This is a genomic window from Tsukamurella paurometabola, from assembly GCF_900631615.1.
GTDB classification, from domain to species: Bacteria; Actinomycetota; Actinomycetes; order Mycobacteriales; family Mycobacteriaceae; genus Tsukamurella; species Tsukamurella paurometabola_A.
Genome location: NZ_LR131273.1, coordinates 839,095 through 863,960, shown reverse-complemented (window position 1 = coordinate 863,960; position 24,866 = coordinate 839,095). Strand labels below are relative to the sequence as shown.

The window sequence follows — 24,866 nt, the reverse complement described above, 5'->3', positions numbered from 1 at the left end:
GCCCGATGACCGCCACCCCCGAAACGACGATCGTGCACGTCATGCGGCACGGCGAGGTGCACAACCCCGACGGCATCCTCTACGGGCGCCTGCCCGGGTTCCGCCTGTCCGAGAAGGGCCGGGCCCAGGCGCAGACGGTGGCCGACACGCTCGCCGACCACGACATCACCGCCGTCTTCGCCTCGCCGCTGCAGCGCGCCCAGGAGACCGCGACCCCCATCGCCGCCTCCCACGGACTGTCGATCATCACCGACGAGGAGCTCATCGAGGCCGGGAACCGGTTCGAGGGCCTCAAGGTGGCCGTCGGCGACGGCGCCCTGCGCCAGCCCAAGCACTGGCCCAAGCTGCGCGACCCCTTCACGCCCTCGTGGGGCGAGCCCTACCTGCAGATCGCGCACCGCATGGTCGGCGTCGTCGACATCGCCCGCGAGCGCGCCCGCGGCCACGAGGCCGTCCTGGTGAGCCACCAGCTGCCCGTCGTGACCCTGCGCCGCCACCTCGAGGGCAAGCGGCTCTGGCACGACCCCCGCAACCGGCAGTGCTCCCTCGCCTCGCTCACCAGCCTCGTCTACGACGGCGACGAGCTCGTGGACATCGTGTACTCCGAGCCGGCGGGCGCCACCGACCCGCTGGTGCGCGGCGCGTGAGGCGCGCCCGCCGCGGCGCCGCGCGCGCCACGACCGCCCGCCGCGCCGCCGCGCTCCTCGTCGCCGGTGCGGTCGCCTTCGGCACCTCCGGCTGCGTCCAGCTCTCCGACCAGGCCAGCAAGGGCGGCGTCATCGCGCCCGGCGGCAAGGTCCGGCAGTTCTACGAGCCCGGGCAGCGCAGCACCGTCGAGAACCTGTCCGGGCGCAGCGTGACCGACCCGAACACCACGATCAAGCTCTCCGACTACGCCGGCAAGGTCGTCGTCGTCAACGTGTGGGGCAGCTGGTGCGCCCCGTGCCGCATCGAATCCCCCGAACTCGAACGCACCTACCTCGCCACCAAGGACAAGGGCGTGCAGTTCCTCGGCATCAACGTCCGCGAGACCGCCGGCGACGACGCCGCCCGCGACTTCATCGGCTCGCAGGGCCTGACCTACCCGTCGATCTACGACCCGCCCGGCAAGACGCTGCTGGCCATCGGCGAGCAGTACCCGACCACCGTCGTGCCGATGACCTTCGTGCTCGACCGGCAGCACCGCGTGGCCGCCTCCTACCTCACGACCGTCGGCGAGAAGGAACTCACCGCCACGATCGAGAAGGTCCTGGGGGAGGGCTGATGGGGGACGCCTTCGCCAACGCCGCCGTCTCCGGGCCGCTGCTGCTCGCGCTCGGCGCGTGCCTGCTCGCGGGGCTCGTCTCCTTCGCCTCGCCGTGCATCGTGCCGCTCGTGCCCGGCTACCTGTCGTACCTGGCAGGGCTCGTCGGCGCCGAGGCGCCGGCCGCCACCGTCGACGAGGCGAAGGCGGGGGCGCGGGCGGGCCGCTGGCGCGTCATGGGCGCCGCGATCCTGTTCGTCGCCGGCTTCACCGCCGTCTTCCTGCTGATGACGATGTCGGTGTTCGGGCTCGCCACGTCGATCCGGCTCAACGCCGACACCCTCATGCGGATCGGCGGGGTCGTCACCATCGTCATGGGGCTCGCCTTCATCGGCCTGGTCCCGATGCTCGAGCGCGATGTCCGCTTCGCGCCGCGACAGTGGACCACCCTCGCCGGCGCGCCGCTGCTGGGCGGCGTCTTCGCGCTCGGCTGGACCCCGTGCATCGGCCCCACACTGGCCGGGATCCTGTCCATCGTCGTCGGCACCGACGCCGAGCCCGCCCGCGGTGCGGTCCTCATCGTCGCCTACTGCGCGGGTCTCGGCCTGCCCTTCATCGTCCTGGCCCTCGGGTCGACGGTGGCCGTCCGCGCCGTCGGCTGGCTGCGCCGCAACTCGCGCCGCATCCAGATCTTCGGCGGCGTGCTGATGATCGCCGTCGGCGTCGCGCTGGTCACCGGCTACTGGGCCGAGTTCATCGACCTGGTGCGCCGCCTCTTCGTCTCCAACACAGTGATGCCGATCTGATGACCACACCCGTCAAACAGTCCCCACTCCGCCGCGCCGTCGCCGCGGTCCGCAACGCGTGGCGCTCGCTCACGTCCATGAAGACCGCGCTGGTCCTGCTGTTCCTGCTCGCCGTCGCGGCGATGCCCGGCGCGCTGCTGCCGCAGCGCGACGTCGAGGCCGAGGCCACCGCGAAGTGGATCGCCGACCACGGCAGGCTCGGCGAGATCATGGACGAGCTGCAGTTCTTCGGCGTCTTCAAGTCGGTGTGGTTCACGTCGATCTACGCGCTGCTGTTCGTCTCGCTCGTCGGCTGCATCCTGCCGCGGACCGTCGAACACTTCCGCGCCCTGCGCACCCCGCCCGTCGCGACGCCCCGCAACCTGTCGCGACTGCCGCGGCACACCACCCGCGAGAGCGACCAGGATCCCGAGGCCGCGGCGCAGACGGTGCTCGCCGGCCTGCGCGGCTGGCGCAAGATCGCCCGGGTGGAAAAGGCCGCCGAGGCCGGCACCGATGGCGGCGCCACCGTCACCGTCTCCGCCGAGAAGGGCTACCTCCGCGAAGCCGGCAACCTGATCTTCCACATCTCGCTGGTGGGCATCCTCATCGCGATCGGTGTCGGCCAGCAGTTCTCCTACGAGGGCTCGCGCATCGTCATCGCCGGCGACGACGGCTTCTGCAACACCTCGTCGAACTACGACAACTTCCGCGCCGGCAACCTCGTCGACGGGACCGGGCTCGCGCCCTTCTGCCTCAAGGCCGACGAGGTGCAGGCCACCTTCCTGCCGAACGCGCAGCCCGACATGTTCCGCACGATGGCCTCGTACCAGGACAGCGAGGGCCTGCGCAACGACACGTGGAAGAAGTACGCGATCGAGGTCAACAAGCCGCTCCGCATGGAGGGCGTGCGCGTCTACATGCTCGGCCACGGCTACGCCGGAACGTTCACCGTGACCTACCCGAACGGCGCCGTCCGCACGCAGACGATGCAGTTCGCGCCGCAGGACAAGGTCAACTTCCTCTCCTCGGGCGCGCTGCGCTTCGACCCGCCCGCCGAGCTGTACCGCACCGAGGACGAGCGGCGCACCAAGCAGATCGGGATCGAGGGGCTGCTCGCCCCCACCAAGCAGCTCGACGGGACGCTGCTGACCTCGCGGTTCCCCGCACCGAACGATCCGGCCGTCGCGGTGGACATCTACCAGGGCGACACCGGCCTCGACACCGGGAAGCCGCAGAACATCTTCTCGCTCAGCCGCGACCAGATCGACTCGAAGCGGCTCGAGAAGAAGGCCCGCGTGAACCTCGGCGTGGGACAGTCGACCACGCTCGAGGACGGCACCCAGGTGCGCTTCGACGGGGTCACCAACTTCGCGGCGCTCCAGGTCAGCCACAACCCGGCGCAGAACTGGACGCTGGTGTTCGCGATCGGGATGCTCGGCGGGCTCATCGTCTCGCTGACCGTGCGGCGCCGGAGGGTGTTCGTGCGGCTGACCCCGCGCGAGCACGGCGGTACCGTGATGGAGATCGCCGGACTGGCCCGCACCGACGAGGCCGGGTGGACCGAGGACTTCGAAGCACTGGCCGACCGCCTGGTCGGCCCCGACGGTGAGAAAGTGGCATGACCATGGGAACCGAGACCAACGTCGACCTGGCGAACTTCGCCGACGTGCTGTTCACCAGCGCGACAGGGATCTACGCCCTCGCGCTGGTCCTGATGGTCATCGAGCTCGCGACATCGCAGGTGGACGCGACCGCCGCGCGCGACCGCAAGCGCGAGCTCGTCGCCGCGGGAGGCGGACCGATCGCCACCGAGAACACTCCCGGGCGGGTGGTCGACGACGGTCCGCGGCGCACGAAGTCCGAGCGGATCGGGCGCATGGGCTACGCCCTCGTGGTCGCGGGACTGCTCGTGCACGTCAGCTCGATCGTGCTGCGCGGTGTCGCCACCGGCCGCATGCCGTGGGGCAACATGTACGAGTTCATGTCGATCATGTGCGCGGGCGCGGTGCTGGCCTCGCTGGTGCTGCTGCGCAAGCCCGAGGCCCGCCCGATCCTCGGGTTCGTGCTGGTCCCGATCCTGATCTTCATGTTCGTCGCCGAGGGCGTGCTGTACACGACCGCCGGTCCCGTGGTGCCCTCGCTGAAGTCCTACTGGCTCGCGATCCACGTCTCGATCGTGTCGATCGGCGCCGGCATCTTCCTGGTGTCCGGCGTCGCCAGCCTGCTGTACCTGATCCGCCGCCGGTTCGAGCTGCCCGACGGTTCCGTCACCGTCACCTCCGGCGTCGGCGGGCGGCTGCTGCAGGCCATCCCGTCCACGCAGGTGCTCGACCGCGTCGCGTACGGCACGGTGATCGTCGCCTTCCCCCTGTTCAGTGCGGGCGTCATCTGCGGCGCGGTGTGGGCCGAGGCGGCGTGGGGCCGGCCGTGGGGTTGGGACCCGAAGGAGACCACCTCGTTCATCGCGTGGGTCCTCTACGCGGCGTACCTGCACGCGCGGGCGACGTCGGTGTGGCGCAAGGCCGCGCCCTACCTGAACATCCTCGGCTTCGCGGTGATCGTGTTCAACCTGTTCATCATCAACTACTTCGCGACGGGCAGCCTGCACTCCTACGCAGGCTGATCCCGCCCGCTGATCCCGGGCACCGCGGCCCGCCGCGGGCCCGGCGACCCGCGTACGAGAAGGGCGCCGCCCCGCCGAGGGATCTCGGTGGAGCGGCGCCCTTCCGCGCGTCGCGGGGAGCTACGCGGTGGTGTTCTGGTTCAACAGAGCAAAGACCTCCGAGGCGCGGAAGCGACGGTGCCCGCCGGGCGTCCGGACGGAGCCGAGGAGGCCCGCGCCGGCCCACCGGGTGACCGTCTTGGGGTTCACGTTGAACAGCGCGGCCACCTGGCCTGGGGTCATGAGGCGCTCGGGCTGTCGGGGAGCAGCGGCCCGCGGGTCCGCTGCGCGCTGGGCGATGTTCGAGTGTGCCGTCGTCATGATGCCCAGTATGCAGCGATTTGCCCGAGTACTCGAACCTCTATCCGAGTGCCAAGAATTGGTAAAGTCGGATTTCGGACGGGGAGTAGGCTCTGGGGCATGACCGATACGGGTGCGGCCAAGAAGGCCCTGGCACGCGACATTTTTTTCTATACGCTGTTCCGCCTGGGACTCGTCGTCGCCGTCTTCGCGGTGCTCTACGGGATCGGGTACCTCGTCCTCGACGAGGTGCCGCCCGTTCCCGTCTTCCTCTTCGCGCTCGTGGTGTCGCTGCCACTGTCGATGGTGCTCGGCAAGAAGCTGCGGACGCGGGTGAACGAGAGCGCCGCGGTGATCGATGAGGCGCGCCGGGCGAAGCGCGACGACTTCCGGCGGCGGCTGCAGGGCGTGGACGAGTGACGACCGTCGTTCACGACCGGTCCGCCGACCGGTCGTGGGTCGACAACGCCGTCCGGCTGATCGAGGCCGACGCGCGCCGCAGCGCGGACACGCACCTGCTGCGGTTCCCGCTGGGGGACTGGGCGCGGGATGCGCGGATCGACCTGTACCTCAAGGACGAGACCACGCACATCACGGGCAGCCTCAAGCATCGGCTGGCCCGGTCCCTGTTCCTGTACTCGCTGTGCAACGGGTGGGTGCGCGAGGGCACGACGGTGATCGAGGCGTCGTCGGGCTCCACCGCGGTGTCCGAGGCGTACTTCGCCAAGCTGCTGGGCCTGCCCTTCGTCGCCGTGATGACGAAGTCGACGTCGCCGGCGAAGGTGGCGCTCATCGAGCGCGAGGGCGGCACCTGCCACTTCGTGGACCGCGCCGACCAGGTGTACACCGAGGCCGCCAGGCTCGCCGAGGAGCGCGGCGGCCACTACATGGACCAGTTCACGCACGCCGAGTGCGCGACGGACTGGCGCGGCAACAACAACATCGCCGAGTCGATCTTCTCCCAGCTCTCACTGGAGGAGCACCCGGAGCCGGCGTGGATCGTGGTCGGCGCGGGCACCGGCGGCACCTCCGCGACCATCGGCCGCTACATCCGCTACCGGCGCCACGCCACCCGCCTGTGCGTCGTGGACCCCGAGAACTCCAGCTTCCTGCCCGGGTTCGTCGCGCGCGACTGCTCGGTGCAGACGGGGCGGTCCTCCCGCATCGAGGGCATCGGCCGTCCGCGCGTGGAGCCGTCGTTCATCCCGGAGATCGTCGACCGCATGGTGGGCGTGCCCGACGCCGGTTCGATCGCCGCGGCCCGCATCGCCTCCTCGATGCTCGGACGGCGCGTGGGCGGCTCCACCGGCACCAACCTGTGGGGCGCCTTCGGCGTGATCGCCGAGATGCTGCAGGCCGGCCGGTCCGGCAGCGTCGTCACCCTCCTCGCCGATGACGGTGACCGCTACCTCGACACCTACTTCGACGACGCCTGGGTGCAGTCCAACGGCTTCGACCTCATCCCGCCCACGCTCACCGTCGAGCGCTTCCTCGCCGACGGGTCCTGGCGGGAGTAGGGGCCGACGGCGGGTCTCGGCACGCGGATCGGGTAACTATTCGGTCCGGGAAGCCATGCGTGCCACGCATGGCTATGATTTCCGCAGGTCAGGGGCTTTTTTCCTGACGCGGGTCATGCGCCGGACGCATGGCCCGGGCAGGCGTTGTCGCTCCGCGCACGTCGCTCAACGCGGTCAGACCCGCAGGAGGAAGGACTCCGCCTCGGTGGGCGGGTCGGGCAGGTGCAGCAGCTCGATCCGTTCCAGGCGGGTCACCCTCACCATGACCGTGTCGAGGTCCGGGCGCAGCGGGCCGGTGTTGCGTACCACGGCGAACGCGGCCTCGCCGGCGTGGACGGCCGCCACCGGATCGTCCAGGATCACTGGTTCGACGGTGGGAGTGTTCTCGCGGTTCCACAGGACGATCGTGTCCTCGAGGCGGGTGGGGATCGGCAGGTCCGCGCGGTGGGCCAGGCGGAGCGATGCGGGGCGGTCGCCGCCGAGCGCGCGAAGCTCGTCGAAGCCGCTCACGATGCGCTCGATCAGGGCGATGGCGGGACGTGCTGCTGGGGTCGGCGGAGCGCCCTCCGCGGTGCGCCGGAACAGTGCGAAGCCCACGAGCTCCTCCGTCTTCGCCACCGACCGCGTGACCGTGGATTGCGCGACGCCGTGCACCCGGGCCGCCTCGCTGATGCTGTGCGTGCGGGCCACTGTCGCCACCACTCGCAACCGTTCGATGTCCGACATGCCGGGACGGTACCGCCGACCACCGACGAGTTTCGTGAGCACGGCGCGGGAGACGGGCCGCGGAGGCCGTGTCGGCCGCATCGGCGGCGACGCGAGAGTCCGGGACGTCAGGTCATGCGTGCCGCGCATAGCGCGGGCGCGAGAAAGTGGCTCTGAACTGCAAGTATCGAAGCCATGCGCGGCACGCATGGCTTCCCGGATCGACTACAGGTCCGGATTGTCAGGGCGGGACTCACGCGCCCAGGAACAGGCCGATCGCGGCGCCGATGGACCAGACGAGCATGGCGAGGCCGGTCTGGGCGAGCGCGGGGATCAGGGCCGGGCCCTGGCCGCCGCGCGCCACCGGCAGCGCGGCACGCACGGCGAGCGGGGCGGAGGCGAGCGACAGGAGCGCCCACGGGGTGGCGACGGCCGCGAGGGCCAGGCCCAGCACCGTCGGGACGGCGACGAGGACGGAGAACAGCACGCGGGTCCGCGCGTCGCCCAGCCGGACGGCGAGGGTGATCTTGCCGGACTCGCGGTCGGTGGGGATGTCGCGCAGGTTGTTGGCGACGAGCACCGCCGAGCTGTACGAGCCCACGGCGCACGCGGCGAGCCAGCCGGCCGCGTCGACCCGGCCGGCCTGCACGAACTCCGTACCCAGCACCGCGACCAGGCCGAAGAAGACGAACACCGCGATCTCGCCGAAGCCGAGGTAGCCGTAGGGCTTCTTCCCGCCCGTGTAGAACCACGCCCCGGCCACGCACGCCAGCCCCACGAGGATCAGCCACGGCGCTGAGGTCAGCGACAGCACCACACCCGCGATCCCGCCGACCCCGAAGCACGCGAACGCGGCGCGCTTCACCGCGGCGGGCGAGGCGAGCCCGGACCCGACGAGCCGCAGCGGCCCGACGCGCTCGTCGTCGGTGCCGCGGATTCCGTCGGAGTAGTCGTTGGCGAAGTTCACGCCCACGATCAGCGACAGCGACACCACGAGCGCGAGCAGCGCCTTCCACCAGACCGCCTCGCCCAGGAACCCCGCCGCCCCCGTCCCCGCGATCACCGGGGCGATCGCGTTCGGGAGCGTGCGGGGCCGGGCCCCTTCGAGCCACTGCGCTGCGGTTGCCATGGACCCCAGCCTATGCAGTCGCTACAGGACCGAGGTGTCCAGGTCGAGCGTGGTGCGATCGAGCTTCGCCAGCAGGTCGAACTCGGTGTGCGCCTTCGGCAGCTCGTACACGAAGAAGTACTGCGTGGTCGCCCGCTTGCCGCGGTAGAAGGCGTCGTCGCGCGCGGTGCCGTCCTCGGCGTACGTCGCGAGCGCCTGGTCGAGCCACAGCCACGCCACCACGACGTGGCCGAGGCCGTCCAGGTACGAGGTCGCGTTCGCCAGCGACAGCGCGGGATCTCCGGTGCCGCCCAGTGCCATCGTGACCTCGACCGCGCGCTGCGCGGCCGCCCGCAGCGCGGCGGCGTGCGGCGCGAGTTCCTCGATCTTCTCGGCACGGGCGGCGGTCGCCTCGATCCGCCCGAGCAGCGCGCCGAACGCGGCGCCCCCGTGCTGCGGGACCTTGCGGCCGAGCAGGTCCAGTCCGTGGATCGCCTTGGCGCCCTCGTGGATCGCGTTGAGCCGGTTGTCGCGGTAGAGCTGCTCGACGTTGAACTCGCGCGTGTACCCGTAGCCGCCGTGGATCTGGATGGCGAAGTCGTTCGCCTTCGTCGCCCACTCGCTCGGCCAGCTCTTGATGATCGGCGTGAGGAAGTCCAGCAGCTGACTCGCGGCCGTCCGCTCCTCCTCCGACGGCGCCGTGTGCGCGTCGTCCACCAGCCGCGCCCCGAACAGCGCGAGACCGAGCCCGCCCTCGACGTAGCTCTTCTGCGCGAGCAGCATGCGGCGCACATCGGGGTGCTCGATGATCGGGACCTGCGGGCCCGACGGTGCCGTGACCGGCCGGCCCTGCACGCGGGTCCTGGCGTACTCGAGGGACTGCAGGTAGCCGGTGTAGCCGATGGCCGACGACGCGAGGCCCACCGCGACGCGGGCCTCGTTCATCATCTGGAACATCTGCACCAGGCCGCGGTTCTCCTCGCCCACGAGGTAGCCGGTCGCACCGTCGAGGGAGAGCAGGCAGTTGGTGGTGCCCTTGTTACCCATCTTGTGGTTGAGGCTCACCAGGTGCACGGCGTTGCGCTCGCCGACCGACTGATCTTCGTTCACCAGGTACTTCGGGACGATGAACAGGGAGATGCCCTTGACGCCGTCCGGTGCGCCGGGGACCTTCGCGAGCACCAGGTGCACGATGTTCTCGGTCATCTCGTGGTCGCCGCCGGTGATCCACATCTTGGTGCCCGTGATGGCGTAGGTGCCGTCGCCGCGGGGCTCGGCCTTGGCGCTGATGTCGGCGAGCGCGGAGCCGGCGTCGGGCTCCGAGAGGCACATGGTGCCGGTGAACCGGCCCTCGATCATCGGCTCGAGGAACAGGCGCTTCTGCTCGTCGGTGCCGAAGGAGCGGATGACGTTGCCGTTGCCCAGCGTGAGGCCCGAGTACACGGTGGTCGAGACGTTCGCGGCCTGCATCCACGCGAATGCGGCCTTGCTGATCAGCGAGGGCAGGCCGATGCCGCCCTCCTCCGCGGGCAGCTCGGCGAAGGTGAAGCCCGCCTCGTTGATCGCGTCGAGCCCGGCCTTGGTCGCGGGCAGCGTCTTCGCGGTGCCGTCGGGCTGGATCGTCGGCTCGTTCGCGTCCGCGTCCTTGTAGTGGTTCGACAGCTTCTGCACCGCGATGTCGGCGGCGAGATCGAGGGCGGCGTCGAAGGTCTCCTTGGAGTGGTCCGCGAAGGCCTCGCGCTTGGTCAGTTCCTCCGCATTCAGCCACTCGTAGAGCAGGAAGTCGACGTCGCGGGGGCTGAGCAGCGGGGTCTGCGCTGCGATGTTCTGCTTCATGGCTCCAAATCCTACATCAGTGAATATTTGAGAAACGATCGGTCAGTGCCCGCCGGTCGACCTTGCCGGGCCCGCGCCGCGGCAGCTCGTCGAGCAGGTACAGCGCCCGCGGCGCCGCCGTCCGGTCCAGCTCGCGCTCGACGGCCGCGCGCAGCAGGTCGACGGTGACCTCCGCCCCCGGCGCCGGCACGACCGCGGCGGCCACGCGCTGGCCGAGCCGCGGATCCGGCTGGGCGAAGACGGCGACCTCGGCCACACCCGGCACCCGGGCGAGGACGGCCTCCACGACCTGGGGGAGCACCGTCAGGCCCCCGGTGGAGATGGCCTCGTCGAGCCGGCCCGTGACGGCGAGGACGCCGTCCGTGAGCGTCCCCGCGTCGTCGGTGCGGAACCAGCCGGGCTCGGCGAACGCGGGATGCTCGGGCAGGTTCCGGTAGCCGAGGGCCACCGTCGGGCCGCCGAGGACGACGCGCGATTGCGGTCCGTCCAGGCGGATCTCGACGCCCGGGAGGGGCGCACCGTCGTACACGCATCCGCCGGCGGTCTCGCTCATCCCGTACGTGCGGACCATGCGGATCCCCGCGGCGAGCGCCGCCTCCCGGACCGGGGCGGGGCAGGCGGCGCCGCCGATGAGCACCCCGTCGAACCGGGCCAGGGCCTCCGTCGCGGCGGGGTCGGCGAGCACCTTCACCAGCTGGGTCGGCACCAGGGAGACGTACCGGCGGTCCGCGGTCATGTTCGCGTGCGCGGCCGCGAGGCCGGAGGGATCGAAGCCGGCGCGCACGTCGAGCTGCGCGGGCGCGTGGCCCGCGGCGAGGGAGCGCAGCATCACCTGCACCCCCGCGACGTGGTGCGGCGGCATCGCGAGCAGCCACTGCCCCGGTCCGCCGAGCCGGGCGTGCGTTCCCGCGGCGCTGGCGGTGAGGTTGGCGCGGGTGAGCATGGCGCCCTTCGGCGTGCCCGTCGTCCCGGAGGTCGCGACGACGAGGGCCACGCGCTCGTCGATCGGCGTGCCCGCGGCGAGCGCGCCGGCGAGCCGCTCGGTCTCGCGCGGATCGCGGGCGGGCACGGGCAGCCACGCGGGCGCCGTACCGTCCAGGAGGGCGCTGAGCTGCGGCAGGGCGGATTCGACGGTGTCGATCGGCAGCGGCTCGAGGTTCACGGGTCGAGGCTACTGCGCCTCGCCGGGATGCCCCTCGTGGCGCAGCGGGTCGTCGTCGAAGGGCCAGCCCTTGCGCTCCAGGCGTTCGCGGACGCGGGCGATGTCCTTCTCGAGCGGCAACTCGTGGGTGCGGCCGCTGATCGCGACGCCGGCGTCGACGCGGGTGATGGGCTCGAGCCCCTCGGCGGAGAGCTGCGCGTCGTTGATCAGCTCGCGCGTGACCTCCTTGAGTTCCTCCTTCGTCAGCTGCCGGTCGAGCAGCGCGAGGAGCGGCTGGTAGTCGGTGCTGGGCACCCCGTCGGGATAGCCGGCGCGCAGCCAATCCACGATCCTGGCCAGAAAGCCCGGACTCGAACTCATGAGACCCCACCTCCGGTGCGAGGTGCGCCCCGGCGGGGCGCGATAGTGCTGGTGATACGGATACCGATACGGGAACGGCCCCCTATCGCTCACCACAATAGGGGGCCGTGCGCGATGCGGTGCATCGACCGCTCAGCGAAGCGGAACGTGTTTCAGCCGGCGAAACCCGTGAGCGGCCAGCCGCCCGCGGCCAGCTTGCTCGCGACGTGGCGCAGGTCCTCGTCGCTGGGCTCGGCCTGGGTCACCTTGGTGATCGCGGCCTCGATCTCGTTCTTGTGGACCTCGTCGGGACGCTGGGCCAGGATGCGGCCGATCACCGCGTCGACCTCGGTCTCCGAGAGCTGCTTCGTGAGGAGCGCGAGCAGCGGGAAGTAGTCCTTCGGCGGGACGCCCTCCGGGTAGCCGACGCGGAGCCAGTCGAGGACCTGCTGGAGGATGCCGTCCTGGTTGTTCTCGGTGGTCATTCGTCCGCCCCTACTTCTTCTTCTCGAACCACGGGTAGATGTTGTCGAACGTGAGCTCGTACTTGAAGCCCGACGCGACGATCATCGCGATGCCGAGCACGACGGCGGCGATCACGATGACGAACGCGACCGCGGCGAGCACGTTGCCCAGCGGGTTGGGCTGGTGGACGGTGCCGTCCTCCTGCTCGTGGCCGTTGCCGATGGCCAGGCCGCGCACACCCACAGCGAAGAGGGCGGGCAGGCCGGCGCCGAGGATGAGGCCCACGAGGAGGACCTTCCAGACCGCGTTGAGGGCGAGGGAGATGGTTTCCATGTCTTAGACCTTCGCAATCTTCTCGTCGGCGGTCGGCGCGACCGCGTTGGTCTCGTCGTCCCACTCGGCGTTGACGTTGTTGGAGTCGACCTTCTGCTGCTGCGCGCGCCAGTACATGTACCCGGAGAGGGCGCAGAGGATGGCGAAGGCGACCAGCGGGCCGGCGAGGCCGGGGATCTTCGCGGCGACGAACCACATGGCCGCGCCCACGACGGCGGCGGCCGGGAGGGTGATCAGCCACGCGGCGACCATGCGGACGGCGACGTTCCAGCGCACCTTGGCGCCCGGCTTGCCGACGCCCGAACCGAGGATCGAGCCGGTGGCGACGTGCGTGGTGGAGAGGGCGAAGCCGAGGTGGCTCGACGTGAGGATGATGGTGGCCGACGACGCCTCGGCGGCCATGCCCTGCGGCGAGCTGATCTCGATGAGGCCCTTGCCCAGGGTGCGGATGATGCGCCAGCCGCCCAGGAAGGTGCCCAGGGCGATCGCGGCGGCGGCGGAGAACTTCACCCACAGCGGGACGCCGTGCGTGTCGTTCCAGAACAGGAAGCCGCCGCTGGCCTCGGGGGAGCCGGCGCTGTAGCCGATGAGCGCGAGGGTGATGACGCCCATGGTCTTCTGCGCGTCGTTGGTGCCGTGCGCGAGGGAGACGAGCGAGGCGGTGCCGATCTGGCCCCAGCGGAAGCCCTCCTCGGTGAACCGCTCGGCGACGCCGGCGACGATCTTGAAGATCAGGTACGTGCCGGCCGCGGCCACGAGGCCCGCGACGACCGGGGCGAACAGCGCCGGGAGGACGACCTTGCCGATGACACCGTCGAGCTTGCCGTGGCCGATCCAGACGACACCGCTGAGGCCGAGGGCCGCGATGGTGGCGCCGATCATGCCGCCGAACAGCGCGTGCGAGCTGGAGCTCGGCAGGCCGAGCAGCCAGGTCAGCAGGTTCCAGACGATGCCGCCGATGAGGCCGGCGAGCACGATGATGAGCAGCGCGCGCCCGTGGTTGGCGGTGAACTCGGCCTTGGGGGAGCCGTCCTTGTTCTGGATCTTGATGACCGCGTTGGTCACGGTGAGAGCGACCTCGACGGACAGGAAGGCGCCGACCAGGTTCAGGATCGCCGACAGGCTCACGGCGGTCTTGGGCTTGAGGGCGCCGGTCGCGATGGACGTCGCCATCGCGTTGCCCGTGTCGTGGAAGCCGTTGGTGAAGTCGAAGGCGAGGGCCGTCACGATCACCAACAGCAGGATGATGAGTTCGCTGTTCATGGTGAAAATACTGAGGCCGAGGTGCCCGTTCCACCAAACGGGTGAGACGGGTCCGACATCCTTCTGACCTGCAGGTTCTCGCTCGTCCGGCGAGCGTTCACCCAATGTTCATTCAGTGCGCTCTCAGATTGCGGACTCGATGTCCGATTTGTCCCGTTATTCCTATGCCGTGCGAACCGCTGACGTGCGACGACTACTATTCCGGCATGGCGTCTTTGGATATCCGTGTGCTGGGCCAGGTCTCGCTCTCCGTGGACGGCGCACCCAACGAGGTGTCGGGCGTGAAGCCGCGCTCCGTGCTCGCGCTGCTGGTGATGAACCGCGGCCGTGCCGTCACGGTCGACTCGCTCAGCGAGCAGGTCTGGGACGGCAACCCGCCCGCCTCCGCCCGGGCCAGCCTGCAGGTCTTCGTCAGCGGCCTCCGCAAGGCGCTCCGCGGACCGGGCGCCGGTTCGGGTCTCGACGCTCTGCTGGTGACCTCGGGCTCCACCTATCGCCTGGACCTGGAACCGGAGCAGTCGGACATCGGCCGGTTCGACTCGGCCCGCCGTCGCGGCGCCGAGCTCGCCGCCGCCGGCCGCTACGACCAGGCCTCGCTCGCCTTCGCCTCCGCGCTCGCGGAGTTCCGCGGCGACGCGGTGGCCGACCTGCGCGGGCTGCAGTTCGCGGACAATTTCGCGATCGGCATGGCCGAGGAGCGGGCCGCGGTGCAGTCCGCGATGTACGACGCGGAGATCGCCGCCGGCCGCGCGTCGTCGGTCATCGGCGAGCTGCGCCGCCTGGTCTCCGAGCATCCGCTGCAGGAGCCGTTGTGGGGCCAGCTCATCACCGCCCTCTACGTGACGGGTCGGCAGGCCGACGCCCTCGAGGCCGCACGCGAGCTGCGCCGCACCCTCGCCGACGAGCTCGGTGCCGATCCGACGCCGGCGCTCGTCGAGTTGGAGGGCAAGGTGCTGCGGCAGGAGCAGCTGGCCTTCACCGCGGCGCGCCCGTCGGCGCAGCCGGGCGACGGGCGCGCCTTCGAGAAGACCGAGACCGACGTGACCATCGACGGGGCCGGCCCGCGCGGCAGCCTGACCGCCGCCGACGGCACCGAGTACCCGGTGCACGGCGAGGTGCGGCTCGGCCGCCTGCCCGACAACGACATCAGCATCGACGACACCAAGGTCTCCCGCGAGCACGCCGTGATCACCGGGTCCGTGAGCGGTTTCGCCGTCCGCGACCTGCAGTCCTCGAACGGCACCTACGTGGGCGAGCGGCGGGTCGCCGGGCAGCACCCGCTGTCCGACGGGGACGAGCTCACGCTCGGCCGCACCACTTTCCGCTTCCACGTGATCGAGGAGTAGCGTGCCGCCCGCCGGCTTCTACCACGTCGCGTTCGCGGTCCCGGACCTCGATGCGGCGATGGCGACCATCACCGCATCGGTGGGCGTGCGCTGGCACGAGCCGCAGACCGCGACGCTCCGGGACTGGACGTACCGCATCGTCTTCAGCACGGCCGAGCCGCGGATCGAACTCGTCGAGGGATCGGTCGGGAGTCCGTGGGACGTGAGTGCGACCGGACCGCGGTTCGACCACCTCGGCTTCTGGGCGGAATCCCTGGAGTCGACGGTGGACCGGTGGACCGCCTGCGACGGCCTGCGGCTGGACTACGACGGCCGGGAGGACGGCCGCCGGTTCGCGTACTTCGCCGCGGACGCGCTCGGCATCCGGTTCGAGGCCGTCGACGAGTCACGGCGCGCCGACGTCGACGCCGGGTGGCCCGTCGAGGACGCGTCCTCGGACCGCTTGGAGCGGTAGCCGCCTACTTCGGTGCGATGCTGCGATCGGACATCGGCGTGTCGTCGCAGAGTTGCACCGAAGTTTCGGCGCTACCGTGGGCGGATGATCAACGGGGCGCACATCATCCACTACTCCGCCGACGCGGACGCCGACCGCGCGTTCCTGCGCGACGTGCTCGGCGTCGAGGGGGTGGACGCCGGCCAGGGCTGGCTGATCCTGCCGCTGCCCGCCTCGGAGGTCGCGGTGCATCCCACCGACGGCCCGCCGAAGCAGGAGCTGTACCTGATGTGCGACGACGTCGAGGCGGAGGTCGCGGCGCTGCGGGCGAAGGGCGTCGAGGCGGCGCCGATCACCGATCAGGGCTGGGGTCTGCTCACCTCGCTGCCCCTCCCCGGCGGCGGCGAGATCGGGCTGTACCAGCCGCGCCATCCCCGCGCTCACGGCTGAGGGACACATGCCCTCAGGGCTGCGGGGCGGCGTCGGACAGGAGCCGGCTCAGGAGGTCGAGGTCCTTCGTCATCGCGGACCGCATCGCTCGGGCCATGACCGGAGCGGCCATGCGCGCGAATCCGCTCGGCGTGCCGCGGTTCCGCAGGCGCATGAGCGTGCCGCCGGGCACGGACTCCCAGGTGTACGTGGTCTCCATGGGGAAGGGGCCGTCGGCGGTGCGCATGACCATCCGCTCGTCCGCGACGAGCTCGGTCACCTCGTAGGTGTACGCCAGCGGCCGCCCCAGGAACCGGGCCTCGAAGTCCATCCGCGAGCCGATCCGTACCGGCGGCTCCGTCCGCCACGCCACGGACCGGATGTTCGCGTACCAGCGCGGGGCGTTCGACGGGTCGCCCGCGAACTCCGCGACCCGCTCGCGCGCAACGGGAATCACGCGCTCGACCACCACATCGACGTCCATGCGAGCACGATACGCGCGGCGCCGCCCGGTGTCAGTCCGGCAGGGCCGCGCGGAGGAGGAGAGCGGCACCGTCGGACGTGCGGGGCCCGCGGCGGAGGAACCGGCCGAGCAGGGCGCGTTTGTCGCCCGCGAAGCGCGGGATCACGTGCAGGTGCACGTGATCGACGGTCTGGAAGGCCGCGCGGCCGTCGTTGACGACGAGGTTCACGCCATCGGCCCCGAGCTCGCCGGCGCGCGCCGCCCGGGCCAGACGGTGCCCGAGCGCGAACATCCGGGTGCCGTCCTCGGCGGGGAGGTCCGCCAGACGCGCCGCGTGCCGCTTCGGGACCACGAGGGTGTGGCCCTCGCTGACGGGGCGGACGTCGAGGAAGGCGATCAGCTCGTCGGTCTCGGCGACGATCGCCGCGGGCGCCTCACCCGCGACGATCGCGCAGAAGTTGCAGCTCTGCACGCGGTCAGACTACGTGGTGGACCGGCCGAGGCTGATCGTCTCAGGGCCGACTCCCAGGGCGGATGGTACCGGTGTGGAGATCGTGTGACGGATGCGTGAAGCGGGTTCCGTGCGCGACGTCGTCGGCCCTATCGTCGGAGATCCTCGGAACCCGTCGGCCCTGCGCACAGGACGAAATCGAGTATTCGACAAGATGACATAGATGCACTAGTTGCGATTCAAGACAGACTGCTCTAATCTTCCTCTTAGGTAAAGCAAGTTTCAACGCGGCGCAGCTAGTACGCGAGGTGTCGCCGAGGTTGAAACGCGCATACCCCGCCCGGGCCCTGCGGGAGGCGAGGCCCGGTGCCGGTAGCCCGTGCGTTGCCGGCTTGCGGAAGACGACCCGCGCCCTCGCGTCGACGTCGAGCCCGCTCTCACCGAGACGCGCTCGTGCCGGTGGCAGGGAGGGCGTGAACTGCCGCGTCACCACAACAGGAGTATCTCTATGTCTTCTCGCACAACGCATGCGCTTGCAGGTCTCACCGTCGTCATCGCTGCGACGCTGACGGTTGCCCCGATCGCGAACGCCGCGCCGGCCCCGAAGCCCTCGGGTGAGACCAAACCCAAAGCCGACGATCAGTTCGCCGACAGTTCGCGCACCGTGGTCACGCGCGATGGCTGGAAGGTGGTGGTCACAAAGACGATGGAAGCGTTGCGTTCCGTTCCCCCACTGAACCGCTCGCCGCAGTCGTTCGAAGCTTTCTCGACCATCGGAGGTGAGGCCACAGTCTCGGTCGCCGATCCCACGAAGAAGCCGAAGTCGAAGGTGAAGTCGGCCGTTCTGACCACAGGGCTGCAGGTGGGCTGCGCCGTCACTGCGGACAGCTTGACCGTGGGCGGCAGCATCTCGAATGCGACCAACGTGGGGGTGACCCCGTCGGTGACAGCGAATCTCACTGGAACCGCGACGGGGCAGGGCGGCACGACCGGCGGCAGCGGTGGCGGTAGTGTGTCGGCCGGTGTGACGCCGGGGATCTCGGCCACGATCGGCGACACCCTCACCGAGACCGGATCGATCTCGGGCGTACTGAAGCCGGGAACGACCAAGGATATTCCGTACGCCAAGAAGAGTCTCGAGGGCCCGGATGCGGCCACCTACACGCGTGAGGTCCGGGTGGCGGTGGACAACTGCATCGGCGGTGTTCAGGTCCGCTCGTACGCGACGATCGCGCTGCAGACCGACCGGACCGACGATTCGATCACGACGTACGGCAAGCCGATCTTCATCACCCGCCCGTAGTGCGCATCGTGACGACGACTGATTCCTTGTGGAGGGGTGGATCGCAATGACTGACGCCAACTCGGCGGACACGCAACAGGTTCCGATGCAGCGAGGACAATATTCCGCGGTGCAGCACGACCCGCAGCACTCTGCAGCAAGTACCGGGGATGCCGAAGCGCTGCGCACGCTGGCGTTCAAGGCACTCGGTTTCGTGATCGGGCTCGCGATGCTGGTGGGATGTGGCTTCGCGGTCGAGCATCTCGGTGAGTGGGGGCAACGGTGGACGATGCCCGCCGTGTTCGTGGCGTTCGTCCTGGTGATGCTGATCGCGAGCCAGCTCGTCGTCGGGGGATTCTCGGCGATCTGGGCGGCGGTTCGTAACGGCCGCAGTTAGGTTCGCTGTGGTGGCGAGATCACCCGCGAACGGAGGAACATCCGGTAACGGCGACGCCGCCTTCTTCGCGGCCTCCCTGCGTCGGCTGTTCGTCGCTGCGGGGTCGCCGACGGTCGCGGAGGTCGCGCGACTGACGGGGGTCAGTAACGGCACGATCTCGCACTGGCGCACGGGACGACATTTTCCGACCGACTTCTCGACGATCGAGCCACTATTGGTCCTGCTGACTGACCGCGCGCATCGGCTTCGTCGGAACAGCACCGGCCCCGAGGGCGGCGCGACTGTGCTCACAGTACGGCAGTGGCAGTCCCTGTTCGATACCACCATCGGCGCAGAGGCGAAGACGCCCGCAGTCGGTCAGATCGCCGCGTCGGCCGAGAAGTGGGTGGGGGCGTCCGACGACCTGACCGTCGAGGCGGTGCGAACCATGCTTCTCGACTGTCTCGAGATCTCCGTCGACGGGGCTGTCACGACGCGGGCGTGGGCCCCCACCTCATCGGGCGATGACGGCGCGCGAACGGTGACGTCGGAACTGATCGATCTCGGCGTCCTCGTCGAGCCGGTGCTGCGGATGGCGGACGGCGGTTTCGAGGTCGGGCGCGTTGCCCTGGTCGACGTGGCGCTGATCGATGCCTGGCCACGTCTGGCGAGGTGGGTGGCCGACTCCTATCCGACGTTGATCGCCAGAACCGGGCTGGAGCACGACGCGCAACGGTGGACCTCCGCCGGTCGCCCCCGTGTGTGGCTGTACGACCACACCAGGCTGGTACTGACGGCGGATGCGTTGATCGCGCTCTCGTCGACGGGCGTGCCCGTCGGCAACGGCAACGCGGATCCCGATTTCCGATTCGGTGGAGCGGCGGCGTCGCAGGTGCCGGAAAGCGCGATCGAGTTCTGGACCGCGTCGCAGTCGGCGGCCCTGTCGGAACTGCGCACCCATCAGATCGTCATGGGCGTCATCGTGGCGCTGGCAGTCATGGTGCTCGGCCTCGGGATCGCGCTCGGGGTGATGGCGGGATGACGACCCGGCGGGAGAGTGGTCAGCCTACGTCGGAAGCCGTTCTCCATACCGACCTGGGCGTATAGCGGGTCGCTGTACGCCGCCGAGACGGCCATGAGCGTTCAACGAGAGCCCTATATGCGTCGCGTTCATATGCCGTCTGAACTGGGGTTATGTGCGTTCGACGTACGGCACCCCGATTGACTCGGTTGCGGTTCGCTGGCGGACTGGGATTCATCGACGCGCTGCCGGGCGTACCGCCTCGATCTGACCTCAGGGTCGACGAGGGGCTTGTTCGAAATGAAGGTGAGTGAGATCTATGGCAGCGCACGCGAGGGGCAATCCGGTCCACGCCTCGGGCTCGGCCGGAGACGCCGGCGGGTCGGTGGCCCAGCAGCGTCTTCAGGGTGCGTTCCTGACAGTGATCGGGTTGGCCGGGATGTTCGGTGGGGTGATGTTCTCCATCGAGGCACCCCGGTTCACCCCGGTGCCCGTGGTGTTCCTGACCTTCTGGCTGATCATGGTGATCGTCGGCCGGATCTTCTTCACCGGGCTGAGCAAGCTTCGCTCCGCCGGTGTCGGTGCACCCGCACCGGAGCAGGTGCGCGCGGCCGCCGCCGTGGCCGGGATCGTGGTGGCGGTCGGAATGATGGGCTTCGCCGCGACCGGGCCCGGCGCCGGTGTCGCGTCGGCGGCGCCGTGCCCCGGTGGTGGGCCGGCGACCTGTGGCCCCGGCCCCGGCCCGGAGCTGACGATCACCCCGCCCGCGCAGCAGACCACCGCTCCCGGTGGGCAGCAGGGGAGTCAGGGCAGCGGTCAGGACAACAACGGCATCGCCACCTCACCCGCCGGCAGCGGCGGCAACGACGGCGGAAACATCCAGGCCCAGACCCCGGACTTCGGTAGCCCGGGTGGGCAGGCGCCGAACATTCCGGGTAACCCGACCGGCCAGGGCCAGCAGCCCGGCCAGGGCCAGCAGACCGGACAGCAGAACCCGGTCCGCACGACCGCACCCGGACGCCCCGACCAGACAGGCCAGCAGCAGACCGGCCAGCCGACACAGTCCGGACAGCCTTCTCAGTCGACGGTGACCGTCACGCAGACCCAGTCGCAGTGCCCCGCTCCCGGCGCCGCCGGCAACGGCGGCGCCCCCGGTGGGGGCAACGGTGGACCCGGTGCGCCCGGCGCGGAAGGCGGCAGCGGTCCCGACGGGGACGGTGAGAACAAGGACGGTGCACCGTCGTGGTCCTACCTCGTCGCCGAAGCGACCGGTGTCATGGCCGGCCGTCGCCGCAACACCAGCGGCGGTTCCAAGCCCACCGCCGATCAGGCGTGGAAGCTGTGGGACCAGGCGCAGCCCGGAGGCAGCGCCGGCCGCAGCCCGGAAGAGATGGCCCGAATGGCGGGCCTCAAGCTCAACCCGGACGGCACCAGTGCTGACCCGAGCTACGACATCATCACTGTCCCCAAGGAAGATGGGGACTACCAGAAGCTGATCCTGATGAAGAACCAGGACGCTCCCAAGCAGTACCGATTCCCGCTCAACCCCCCCGAAGGCGGCCGCTCGGTCAAGAACGATGACGGCTCCATCTCCGTCTTCGACCGCAATGGCGAGCAGGTCGGCCAGTTCAACGCCCCTTGGGCCTACGACGCCAACGGCAAGGAGGTACCCACCTGGTACGACATCGAGGGCGACGAGATGGTCCAGCACATCGAGCCCGGGCCGGACAACGTATACCCGATCATCGCCGATCCGTTCTGGGACAAGGTTAAGAGCGTTGGCAGCGGTGTGAAGAACTTCGGTGCCGGCGTCGGCCGCAGCGTGCTCGACACCGCCGAAGGCGTCGGCCAGATGGTCGCCCACCCCGTCGACACTGCCAAGGGCATGGCCCCACTCGTCGGCCTGGGCGAAGAAGGCGGCCCCGGGGTCGCCGACTCCTGGAAAGCCGTTGGCAACGCCTTCATCGCCAAGGATGACTTCGACCGCGGCGACACTGCGTACGCCTCCGGCAAGGTCGTCGGCAATGTCCTCCAGACAATCGTCGACCCCACCAAGGGAGCAGGGAAGGCTGCCTCTACGGCTGGCAAGGTTGCCAAGGGTGCCGAAGAAGCCGCCCAAGCCACGGCTAAGACAACAGGCAAAGCAGCAGAAGCGGCTGGAGACGTAGCCAGCACTGCAGGTAAGACCGCGACGGATGCTGCAGGTGATGCTGCTAGTGGCGCGGGTTTGAAGTTGTTGGACGGTTCGCCTTCTCGAGGATCTGCTCGGCGGTCTTGGTCCAGACGAACGGCTGTGCTCTCGGGTTCCAGCCGTCGATGAACGCCCGGATCTTGGCGTTGAGGTCCTGGACGGAGGTGAACACGCCGCGCCGGATGGCCTGTCGTTCGACGATCCCGAACCAGGCCTCGACGAGATTCATCCAGGAGGCGTGTGTCGGGGTGAAGTGCACGACGATCCGGGGATGCTTGGCGAGCCAGGCCTTGACGTTCGCATGCTTGTGAGCTGCGTAGTTGTCCATCACCAGGTGCAGCTCGACCGGGTTGCCGTCGGAGTCGAGCACGTCGCGGTAGGCCCGCTCGATCTGACGCAGGAACGCCAGGAACTCCTGGTGCCGGTGCTTGGGTTTGAGGGCGGCGGTGACCTTGCCGGTCGCGATGTCGAGGGCGGCGAACAAGGTGGTGGTGCCGTGCCGGTAGTAGTCATGGGAGCGGCGTTCGACCTTCCCGGGCTGGGTCGGCAGGATCGGCACCGTCCGATCCAGGGCTTGGATCTGCGACTTCTCATCCACGCACAGCACGATCGCGTTCTGAGGCGGGTTCAAGTACAGGCCGCAGATGTCGGTGACCTTGCCGACCAGCTCGGGGTCGGTGGAGAACCGGAACGATTCGGCCTTGAACGGTTTGATCCCGTACGCGCGCCACGCCCGCGCCACCGCGGCCGGCGACACCTTGATCCGGGCGGCGAGCAGCCTCGTCGACCAATGCGTCACCCCAAGGCTTTTCGGCGGCGGCGTGAGCGTTGCGACGATGATCGCATCCTGATCGAGCTCCCGCGGCCGGCCTGGCCGAACCCGATCGGACAGGCCCTCCAGGCCACGCTCGAGATACCGATCCCGCCACGCGATCACCGTCGTCCGGCTCGCATCGACCAACTCAGCGATCCGCTGATTCGACTCACCATCAGCGGCCAGCAACACGATCCGCGCCCGCTTGGCCGCGGACGCCCGCACCGAAGCGGACCGGGTCCACGACTCCAGCACCTCCCGATCACCATCGCGCAGCGTCAACGCCGGAGCAGGATGATTCGCCATGCCTCAATTCTCGCAGGCACCAAACTGTTCAATGATTAACGACACGCGCCACTAGCACCGCGGGGAGGGCCGCGACGGACGCCGCTGGCGATGCCGCGAGTACCGGTACACGGGTCGCTTCCGACGCGGCGCAAACAGCCGGACGAGCCGCGACAGACGCCGCAGGTGACGCAGCCAGCACGGCAGGCAGGACTGCGACAGATGCTGCTGGCGATGCGACAAGTGCCGGTACGCAGGCAGCTTCCGACGCCGCCCAAACCGCCGGCAAGACCGCAACAGATGCGGCCGGCGATGCAGCCGACGCGGCACGAGACGCAGCCGCCCAGTCAGGACGCAACGTGGCCGAACTAACCTCTGGCGGCACAGGCAACTGGACCAAGGAACTTCACAAGCCAAAGCCTGACACCACCTACATCGTCGACGGCGGAAAGTTCATCTACAACACAGACTCCAAGGGGCGCGTAACCGAAACCCGAGGGCTCCTCTCCGATCTCAAACCATCCGACCGCAACGGCTACCAGCAGAAGGTCTCAGGTCGAGCAGACCGCCTCCCAGGCGACCAAGGCGGACACCTTTGGGGCACCCGATTCGGCGGCCCCGGAGAAGGAATCAACATCACCGCAATGAAGGAAAGCCTCAACCAGGCAGGAAAGAACTCCTTCTACAAAATTGAAGAGCAATGGGCAAAGCAAATCGCCGGTGGAAACCCGGTCGATGCTACAATCAAACTCGCCTACAAGGGCGACTCAGTACGACCCTCGGGACTGCTGCACCGATAGAGACAGTTACGGTGTCATGCCGCTGATGCGGCTGTGTTGATGATCGCCTCGTATTCGATCGGCGTCAACCGGCCGAGGCGGGCCTGGCGGCGCCGGCGGTGGTAGGTCCGTTCGATCCAGGTGACGATCGCGATCCGGAGTTGCTCGCGGGTGCTCCATCGCTGCCGGTCGAGGACGTTGCGCTGCAGCAGTGCGAAGAACGACTCCATCGCGGCGTTGTCGCCGGCGGCGCCGACTCTGCCCATCGATCCGACCAGATGGTGTCGGTTCAACGCCGACACGAATTTGCGGGACCGGAATTGAGAGCCTCTGTCGGAGTGCACAATACAACCTGCGACGTCGTGGCTACGGCGGGCAACCGCATTGTTCAACGCACTGACGGCGAGACGTGATTGCATGCGGGAGTCGATACTGTAGCCGACGATCCGCCCCGAGCAGGCGTCCTTGATCGCGCAAAGGTAGACCTTGCCCTCGTCAGTCCAATGCTCGGTGATATCGCTGAGCCACAACTGGTTCGGAGATTCGGCGGTGAAGTCGCGTTCGACGAGGTCGTCGTGCACCGGCGGGCCGGGTTTCTTCCCGTTCCGGCCGCGTTTCTTCCCGAACCTTGACCACCAGCTGTTCTCCGAGCAGATCCGCCACGCCGTCCGCGCACTCATGCTCTGGCCAGCAGCTTCGGCCTCATCGGCGAGAAATCGATACCCGAACTCCGGGTCATCACGGTGGGCATCGAACAGCGCGTTCGCCCGCACGGCCTCGGTTCGTTCAGCCGTGGTGACCGCCTCGGTCAGCCACCGGTAGTACGGCGGACGAGAGAGCTTGAGAACCCGGCACGTCACCGCCACGGGAATGCCGTCGGCGGCGAGCTCCTTCACGAGCGGGTAGAGCCTTTTCCCGGCAGATTCGCCTGCGACAGATACGCCGCCGCCCGCCGCAATACCTCATTCTCCTGCTCCAGCAAGCGATTCCGCTTCCGCAGCTCACGCAGCTCAACCGATTCCGTTGATGTCGTTCCCGGCCTGCGGCCGTCATCGATATCCGCGCGGCGCAACCACTTCTGCAGCGTCATCTCATGAATCCCGAAGTCCTTCGCGATCTGGGCGAGCGTCACCCCCGACTCGCGCTCACGGGCCACGCGGACCACGTCATCACGGAACTCCTGCGGATACGGCTTCGGCACGATAGTCATCCTTCCAGGCCACCCTATGCGGGCAAGCCAGATCAGATGTCCTTATCGGTGCAGCAGTCCCCTCC

Annotated in this window: 28 protein-coding genes; 15 read left to right on the top strand and 13 right to left on the bottom strand. The window is 69.4% G+C overall.

Annotated features, from left to right (window positions below; translation table 11 throughout):
• Positions 1–5 precede the first annotated feature (5 nt).
• The 5 genes from ELY19_RS04520 to ccsB are packed head-to-tail and all read left to right on the top strand — an operon-like array spanning position 6 to position 4,654.
• A complete protein-coding gene (locus tag ELY19_RS04520) occupies positions 6–647 on the top strand; it encodes a histidine phosphatase family protein (RefSeq protein ID WP_126195142.1) in 642 nt (213 codons plus the stop codon).
• Entirely contained in the window at positions 644–1,264 is a 621-nt protein-coding gene (locus tag ELY19_RS04515; RefSeq protein ID WP_126195141.1) for a TlpA disulfide reductase family protein, read from the top strand. The genes ELY19_RS04520 and ELY19_RS04515 overlap by 4 nt, the downstream gene beginning before the upstream one ends.
• A complete protein-coding gene (locus tag ELY19_RS04510; protein ID WP_126195140.1) occupies positions 1,264–2,049 on the top strand; it encodes a cytochrome c biogenesis CcdA family protein in 786 nt (261 codons plus the stop codon). Before ELY19_RS04515 ends, ELY19_RS04510 begins: the two co-directional genes overlap by 1 nt.
• Positions 2,049–3,653, top strand: coding sequence for a cytochrome c biogenesis protein ResB (gene resB, locus ELY19_RS04505; RefSeq protein WP_126195139.1), 1,605 nt, complete (start codon positions 2,049–2,051; stop codon positions 3,651–3,653). The genes ELY19_RS04510 and resB overlap by 1 nt, the downstream gene beginning before the upstream one ends.
• On the top strand, positions 3,650–4,654 hold the full coding sequence (gene ccsB / locus ELY19_RS04500) for a c-type cytochrome biogenesis protein CcsB (RefSeq protein WP_126195138.1): 1,005 nt from the start codon (positions 3,650–3,652) through the stop codon (positions 4,652–4,654). Before resB ends, ccsB begins: the two co-directional genes overlap by 4 nt.
• Positions 4,655–4,774: 120 nt before the next feature.
• Here the strand turns inward: ccsB and ELY19_RS04495 are convergent, their stop codons facing one another.
• Positions 4,775–5,014: a BldC family transcriptional regulator gene (locus ELY19_RS04495; protein ID WP_416222721.1), complete on the bottom strand. Its 240-nt coding sequence runs from the start codon at positions 5,012–5,014 to the stop codon at positions 4,775–4,777.
• A gap of 99 nt (positions 5,015–5,113) precedes the next feature.
• Between ELY19_RS04495 and ELY19_RS04490 the strand changes: the two genes are divergently transcribed.
• Positions 5,114–5,413, top strand: a complete 300-nt coding sequence (locus ELY19_RS04490) for a DUF4229 domain-containing protein (protein ID WP_126195137.1) — start codon at positions 5,114–5,116, stop codon at positions 5,411–5,413.
• Entirely contained in the window at positions 5,410–6,510 is a 1,101-nt protein-coding gene (cds1, locus tag ELY19_RS04485; RefSeq protein ID WP_126195136.1) for an L-cysteine desulfhydrase Cds1, read from the top strand. The genes ELY19_RS04490 and cds1 overlap by 4 nt, the downstream gene beginning before the upstream one ends.
• A gap of 174 nt (positions 6,511–6,684) precedes the next feature.
• Here the strand turns inward: cds1 and ELY19_RS04480 are convergent, their stop codons facing one another.
• The 8 genes from ELY19_RS04480 to ELY19_RS04445 form a co-directional block, all read right to left on the bottom strand.
• Positions 6,685–7,236, bottom strand: a complete 552-nt coding sequence (locus tag ELY19_RS04480; protein WP_164711513.1) for a LysR family transcriptional regulator — start codon at positions 7,234–7,236, stop codon at positions 6,685–6,687.
• Between the two features lie 232 nt (positions 7,237–7,468).
• A complete protein-coding gene (locus ELY19_RS04475) occupies positions 7,469–8,344 on the bottom strand; it encodes a 1,4-dihydroxy-2-naphthoate polyprenyltransferase (protein WP_126195134.1) in 876 nt (291 codons plus the stop codon).
• Between the two features lie 21 nt (positions 8,345–8,365).
• Positions 8,366–10,159: an acyl-CoA dehydrogenase gene (locus ELY19_RS04470; protein WP_126195133.1), complete on the bottom strand. Its 1,794-nt coding sequence runs from the start codon at positions 10,157–10,159 to the stop codon at positions 8,366–8,368.
• Between the two features lie 16 nt (positions 10,160–10,175).
• Positions 10,176–11,321, bottom strand: coding sequence for an o-succinylbenzoate--CoA ligase (menE, locus tag ELY19_RS04465; RefSeq protein ID WP_126195132.1), 1,146 nt, complete (start codon positions 11,319–11,321; stop codon positions 10,176–10,178).
• Positions 11,322–11,330: 9 nt separating this feature from the next.
• Positions 11,331–11,681 carry a DUF3349 domain-containing protein gene (locus ELY19_RS04460; RefSeq protein ID WP_126195131.1) on the bottom strand — a complete coding sequence of 117 codons (351 nt, stop codon included), beginning with the start codon at positions 11,679–11,681 and terminating at the stop codon, positions 11,331–11,333.
• 152 nt (positions 11,682–11,833) lie between these two features.
• Positions 11,834–12,145 (bottom strand): DUF3349 domain-containing protein, encoded by a 312-nt coding sequence (locus ELY19_RS04455; RefSeq protein ID WP_126195130.1) that lies wholly within the window; start codon positions 12,143–12,145, stop codon positions 11,834–11,836.
• Between the two features lie 10 nt (positions 12,146–12,155).
• Positions 12,156–12,458 carry a hypothetical protein gene (locus ELY19_RS04450; RefSeq protein ID WP_126195129.1) on the bottom strand — a complete coding sequence of 101 codons (303 nt, stop codon included), beginning with the start codon at positions 12,456–12,458 and terminating at the stop codon, positions 12,156–12,158.
• Between the two features lie 3 nt (positions 12,459–12,461).
• The gene (locus ELY19_RS04445; RefSeq protein WP_126195128.1) at positions 12,462–13,721 is read right to left on the bottom strand and encodes an inorganic phosphate transporter; all 1,260 of its coding nucleotides are present in this window, start codon (positions 13,719–13,721) and stop codon (positions 12,462–12,464) included.
• Positions 13,722–13,927: 206 nt separating this feature from the next.
• Here ELY19_RS04445 and ELY19_RS04440 point away from each other — a divergent pair, with 206 nt between their 5' ends.
• The 3 genes from ELY19_RS04440 to ELY19_RS04430 all read left to right on the top strand — a co-directional run bounded on the left by ELY19_RS04440 (position 13,928) and on the right by ELY19_RS04430 (position 15,950).
• Positions 13,928–15,067, top strand: a complete 1,140-nt coding sequence (locus tag ELY19_RS04440; RefSeq protein ID WP_126195127.1) for a BTAD domain-containing putative transcriptional regulator — start codon at positions 13,928–13,930, stop codon at positions 15,065–15,067.
• A 1-nt stretch (position 15,068) separates the two neighbouring features.
• Positions 15,069–15,521 carry a VOC family protein gene (locus tag ELY19_RS04435; protein WP_197715982.1) on the top strand — a complete coding sequence of 151 codons (453 nt, stop codon included), beginning with the start codon at positions 15,069–15,071 and terminating at the stop codon, positions 15,519–15,521.
• An 84-nt stretch (positions 15,522–15,605) separates the two neighbouring features.
• On the top strand, positions 15,606–15,950 hold the full coding sequence (locus ELY19_RS04430) for a VOC family protein (RefSeq protein ID WP_126195126.1): 345 nt from the start codon (positions 15,606–15,608) through the stop codon (positions 15,948–15,950).
• Positions 15,951–15,963: 13 nt separating this feature from the next.
• On the opposite strand, the gene ELY19_RS04425 is transcribed toward ELY19_RS04430, so the two are convergent.
• Together ELY19_RS04425 and ELY19_RS04420 are read right to left on the bottom strand one after the other, a co-directional pair.
• Complete coding sequence (locus ELY19_RS04425; protein WP_126195125.1) at positions 15,964–16,413, bottom strand: SRPBCC family protein; 450 nt, start codon at positions 16,411–16,413, stop codon at positions 15,964–15,966.
• A gap of 31 nt (positions 16,414–16,444) precedes the next feature.
• Positions 16,445–16,864, bottom strand: a complete 420-nt coding sequence (locus ELY19_RS04420) for an HIT family protein (protein ID WP_126195124.1) — start codon at positions 16,862–16,864, stop codon at positions 16,445–16,447.
• A 487-nt stretch (positions 16,865–17,351) separates the two neighbouring features.
• On the opposite strand from ELY19_RS04420, the gene ELY19_RS04415 reads away from it, so the two are divergent.
• The 4 genes from ELY19_RS04415 (at position 17,352) to ELY19_RS23355 (ending at position 21,842) form a co-directional block, all read left to right on the top strand.
• Positions 17,352–18,146, top strand: a complete 795-nt coding sequence (locus tag ELY19_RS04415; RefSeq protein WP_126195123.1) for an MspA family porin — start codon at positions 17,352–17,354, stop codon at positions 18,144–18,146.
• Between the two features lie 46 nt (positions 18,147–18,192).
• Positions 18,193–18,522: a hypothetical protein gene (locus ELY19_RS04410; protein WP_126195122.1), complete on the top strand. Its 330-nt coding sequence runs from the start codon at positions 18,193–18,195 to the stop codon at positions 18,520–18,522.
• 10 nt (positions 18,523–18,532) lie between these two features.
• Complete coding sequence (locus tag ELY19_RS04405) at positions 18,533–19,543, top strand: helix-turn-helix domain-containing protein (RefSeq protein WP_126195121.1); 1,011 nt, start codon at positions 18,533–18,535, stop codon at positions 19,541–19,543.
• A 298-nt stretch (positions 19,544–19,841) separates the two neighbouring features.
• On the top strand, positions 19,842–21,842 hold the full coding sequence (locus tag ELY19_RS23355) for a hypothetical protein (RefSeq protein ID WP_164711512.1): 2,001 nt from the start codon (positions 19,842–19,844) through the stop codon (positions 21,840–21,842).
• Here the strand turns inward: ELY19_RS23355 and ELY19_RS04395 are convergent.
• Positions 21,736–22,833, bottom strand: a complete 1,098-nt coding sequence (locus ELY19_RS04395) for an IS630 family transposase (protein WP_126194392.1) — start codon at positions 22,831–22,833, stop codon at positions 21,736–21,738. The genes ELY19_RS23355 and ELY19_RS04395 overlap by 107 nt on opposite strands.
• Before the next feature lie 338 nt (positions 22,834–23,171).
• On the opposite strand from ELY19_RS04395, the gene ELY19_RS04390 reads away from it, so the two are divergent.
• A complete protein-coding gene (locus ELY19_RS04390) occupies positions 23,172–23,612 on the top strand; it encodes a DNA/RNA non-specific endonuclease (protein ID WP_126195120.1) in 441 nt (146 codons plus the stop codon).
• A gap of 14 nt (positions 23,613–23,626) precedes the next feature.
• On the opposite strand, the gene ELY19_RS04385 is transcribed toward ELY19_RS04390, so the two are convergent.
• Positions 23,627–24,792, bottom strand: a protein-coding gene (locus ELY19_RS04385) for an IS3 family transposase (protein ID WP_126195119.1) whose coding sequence is annotated in 2 segments (ribosomal slippage) — positions 23,627–24,505 and positions 24,508–24,792 — 1,164 coding nt in all. Because the reading frame shifts where the segments join, the coding sequence is not laid out codon by codon here.
• Positions 24,793–24,866 lie beyond the last annotated feature (74 nt).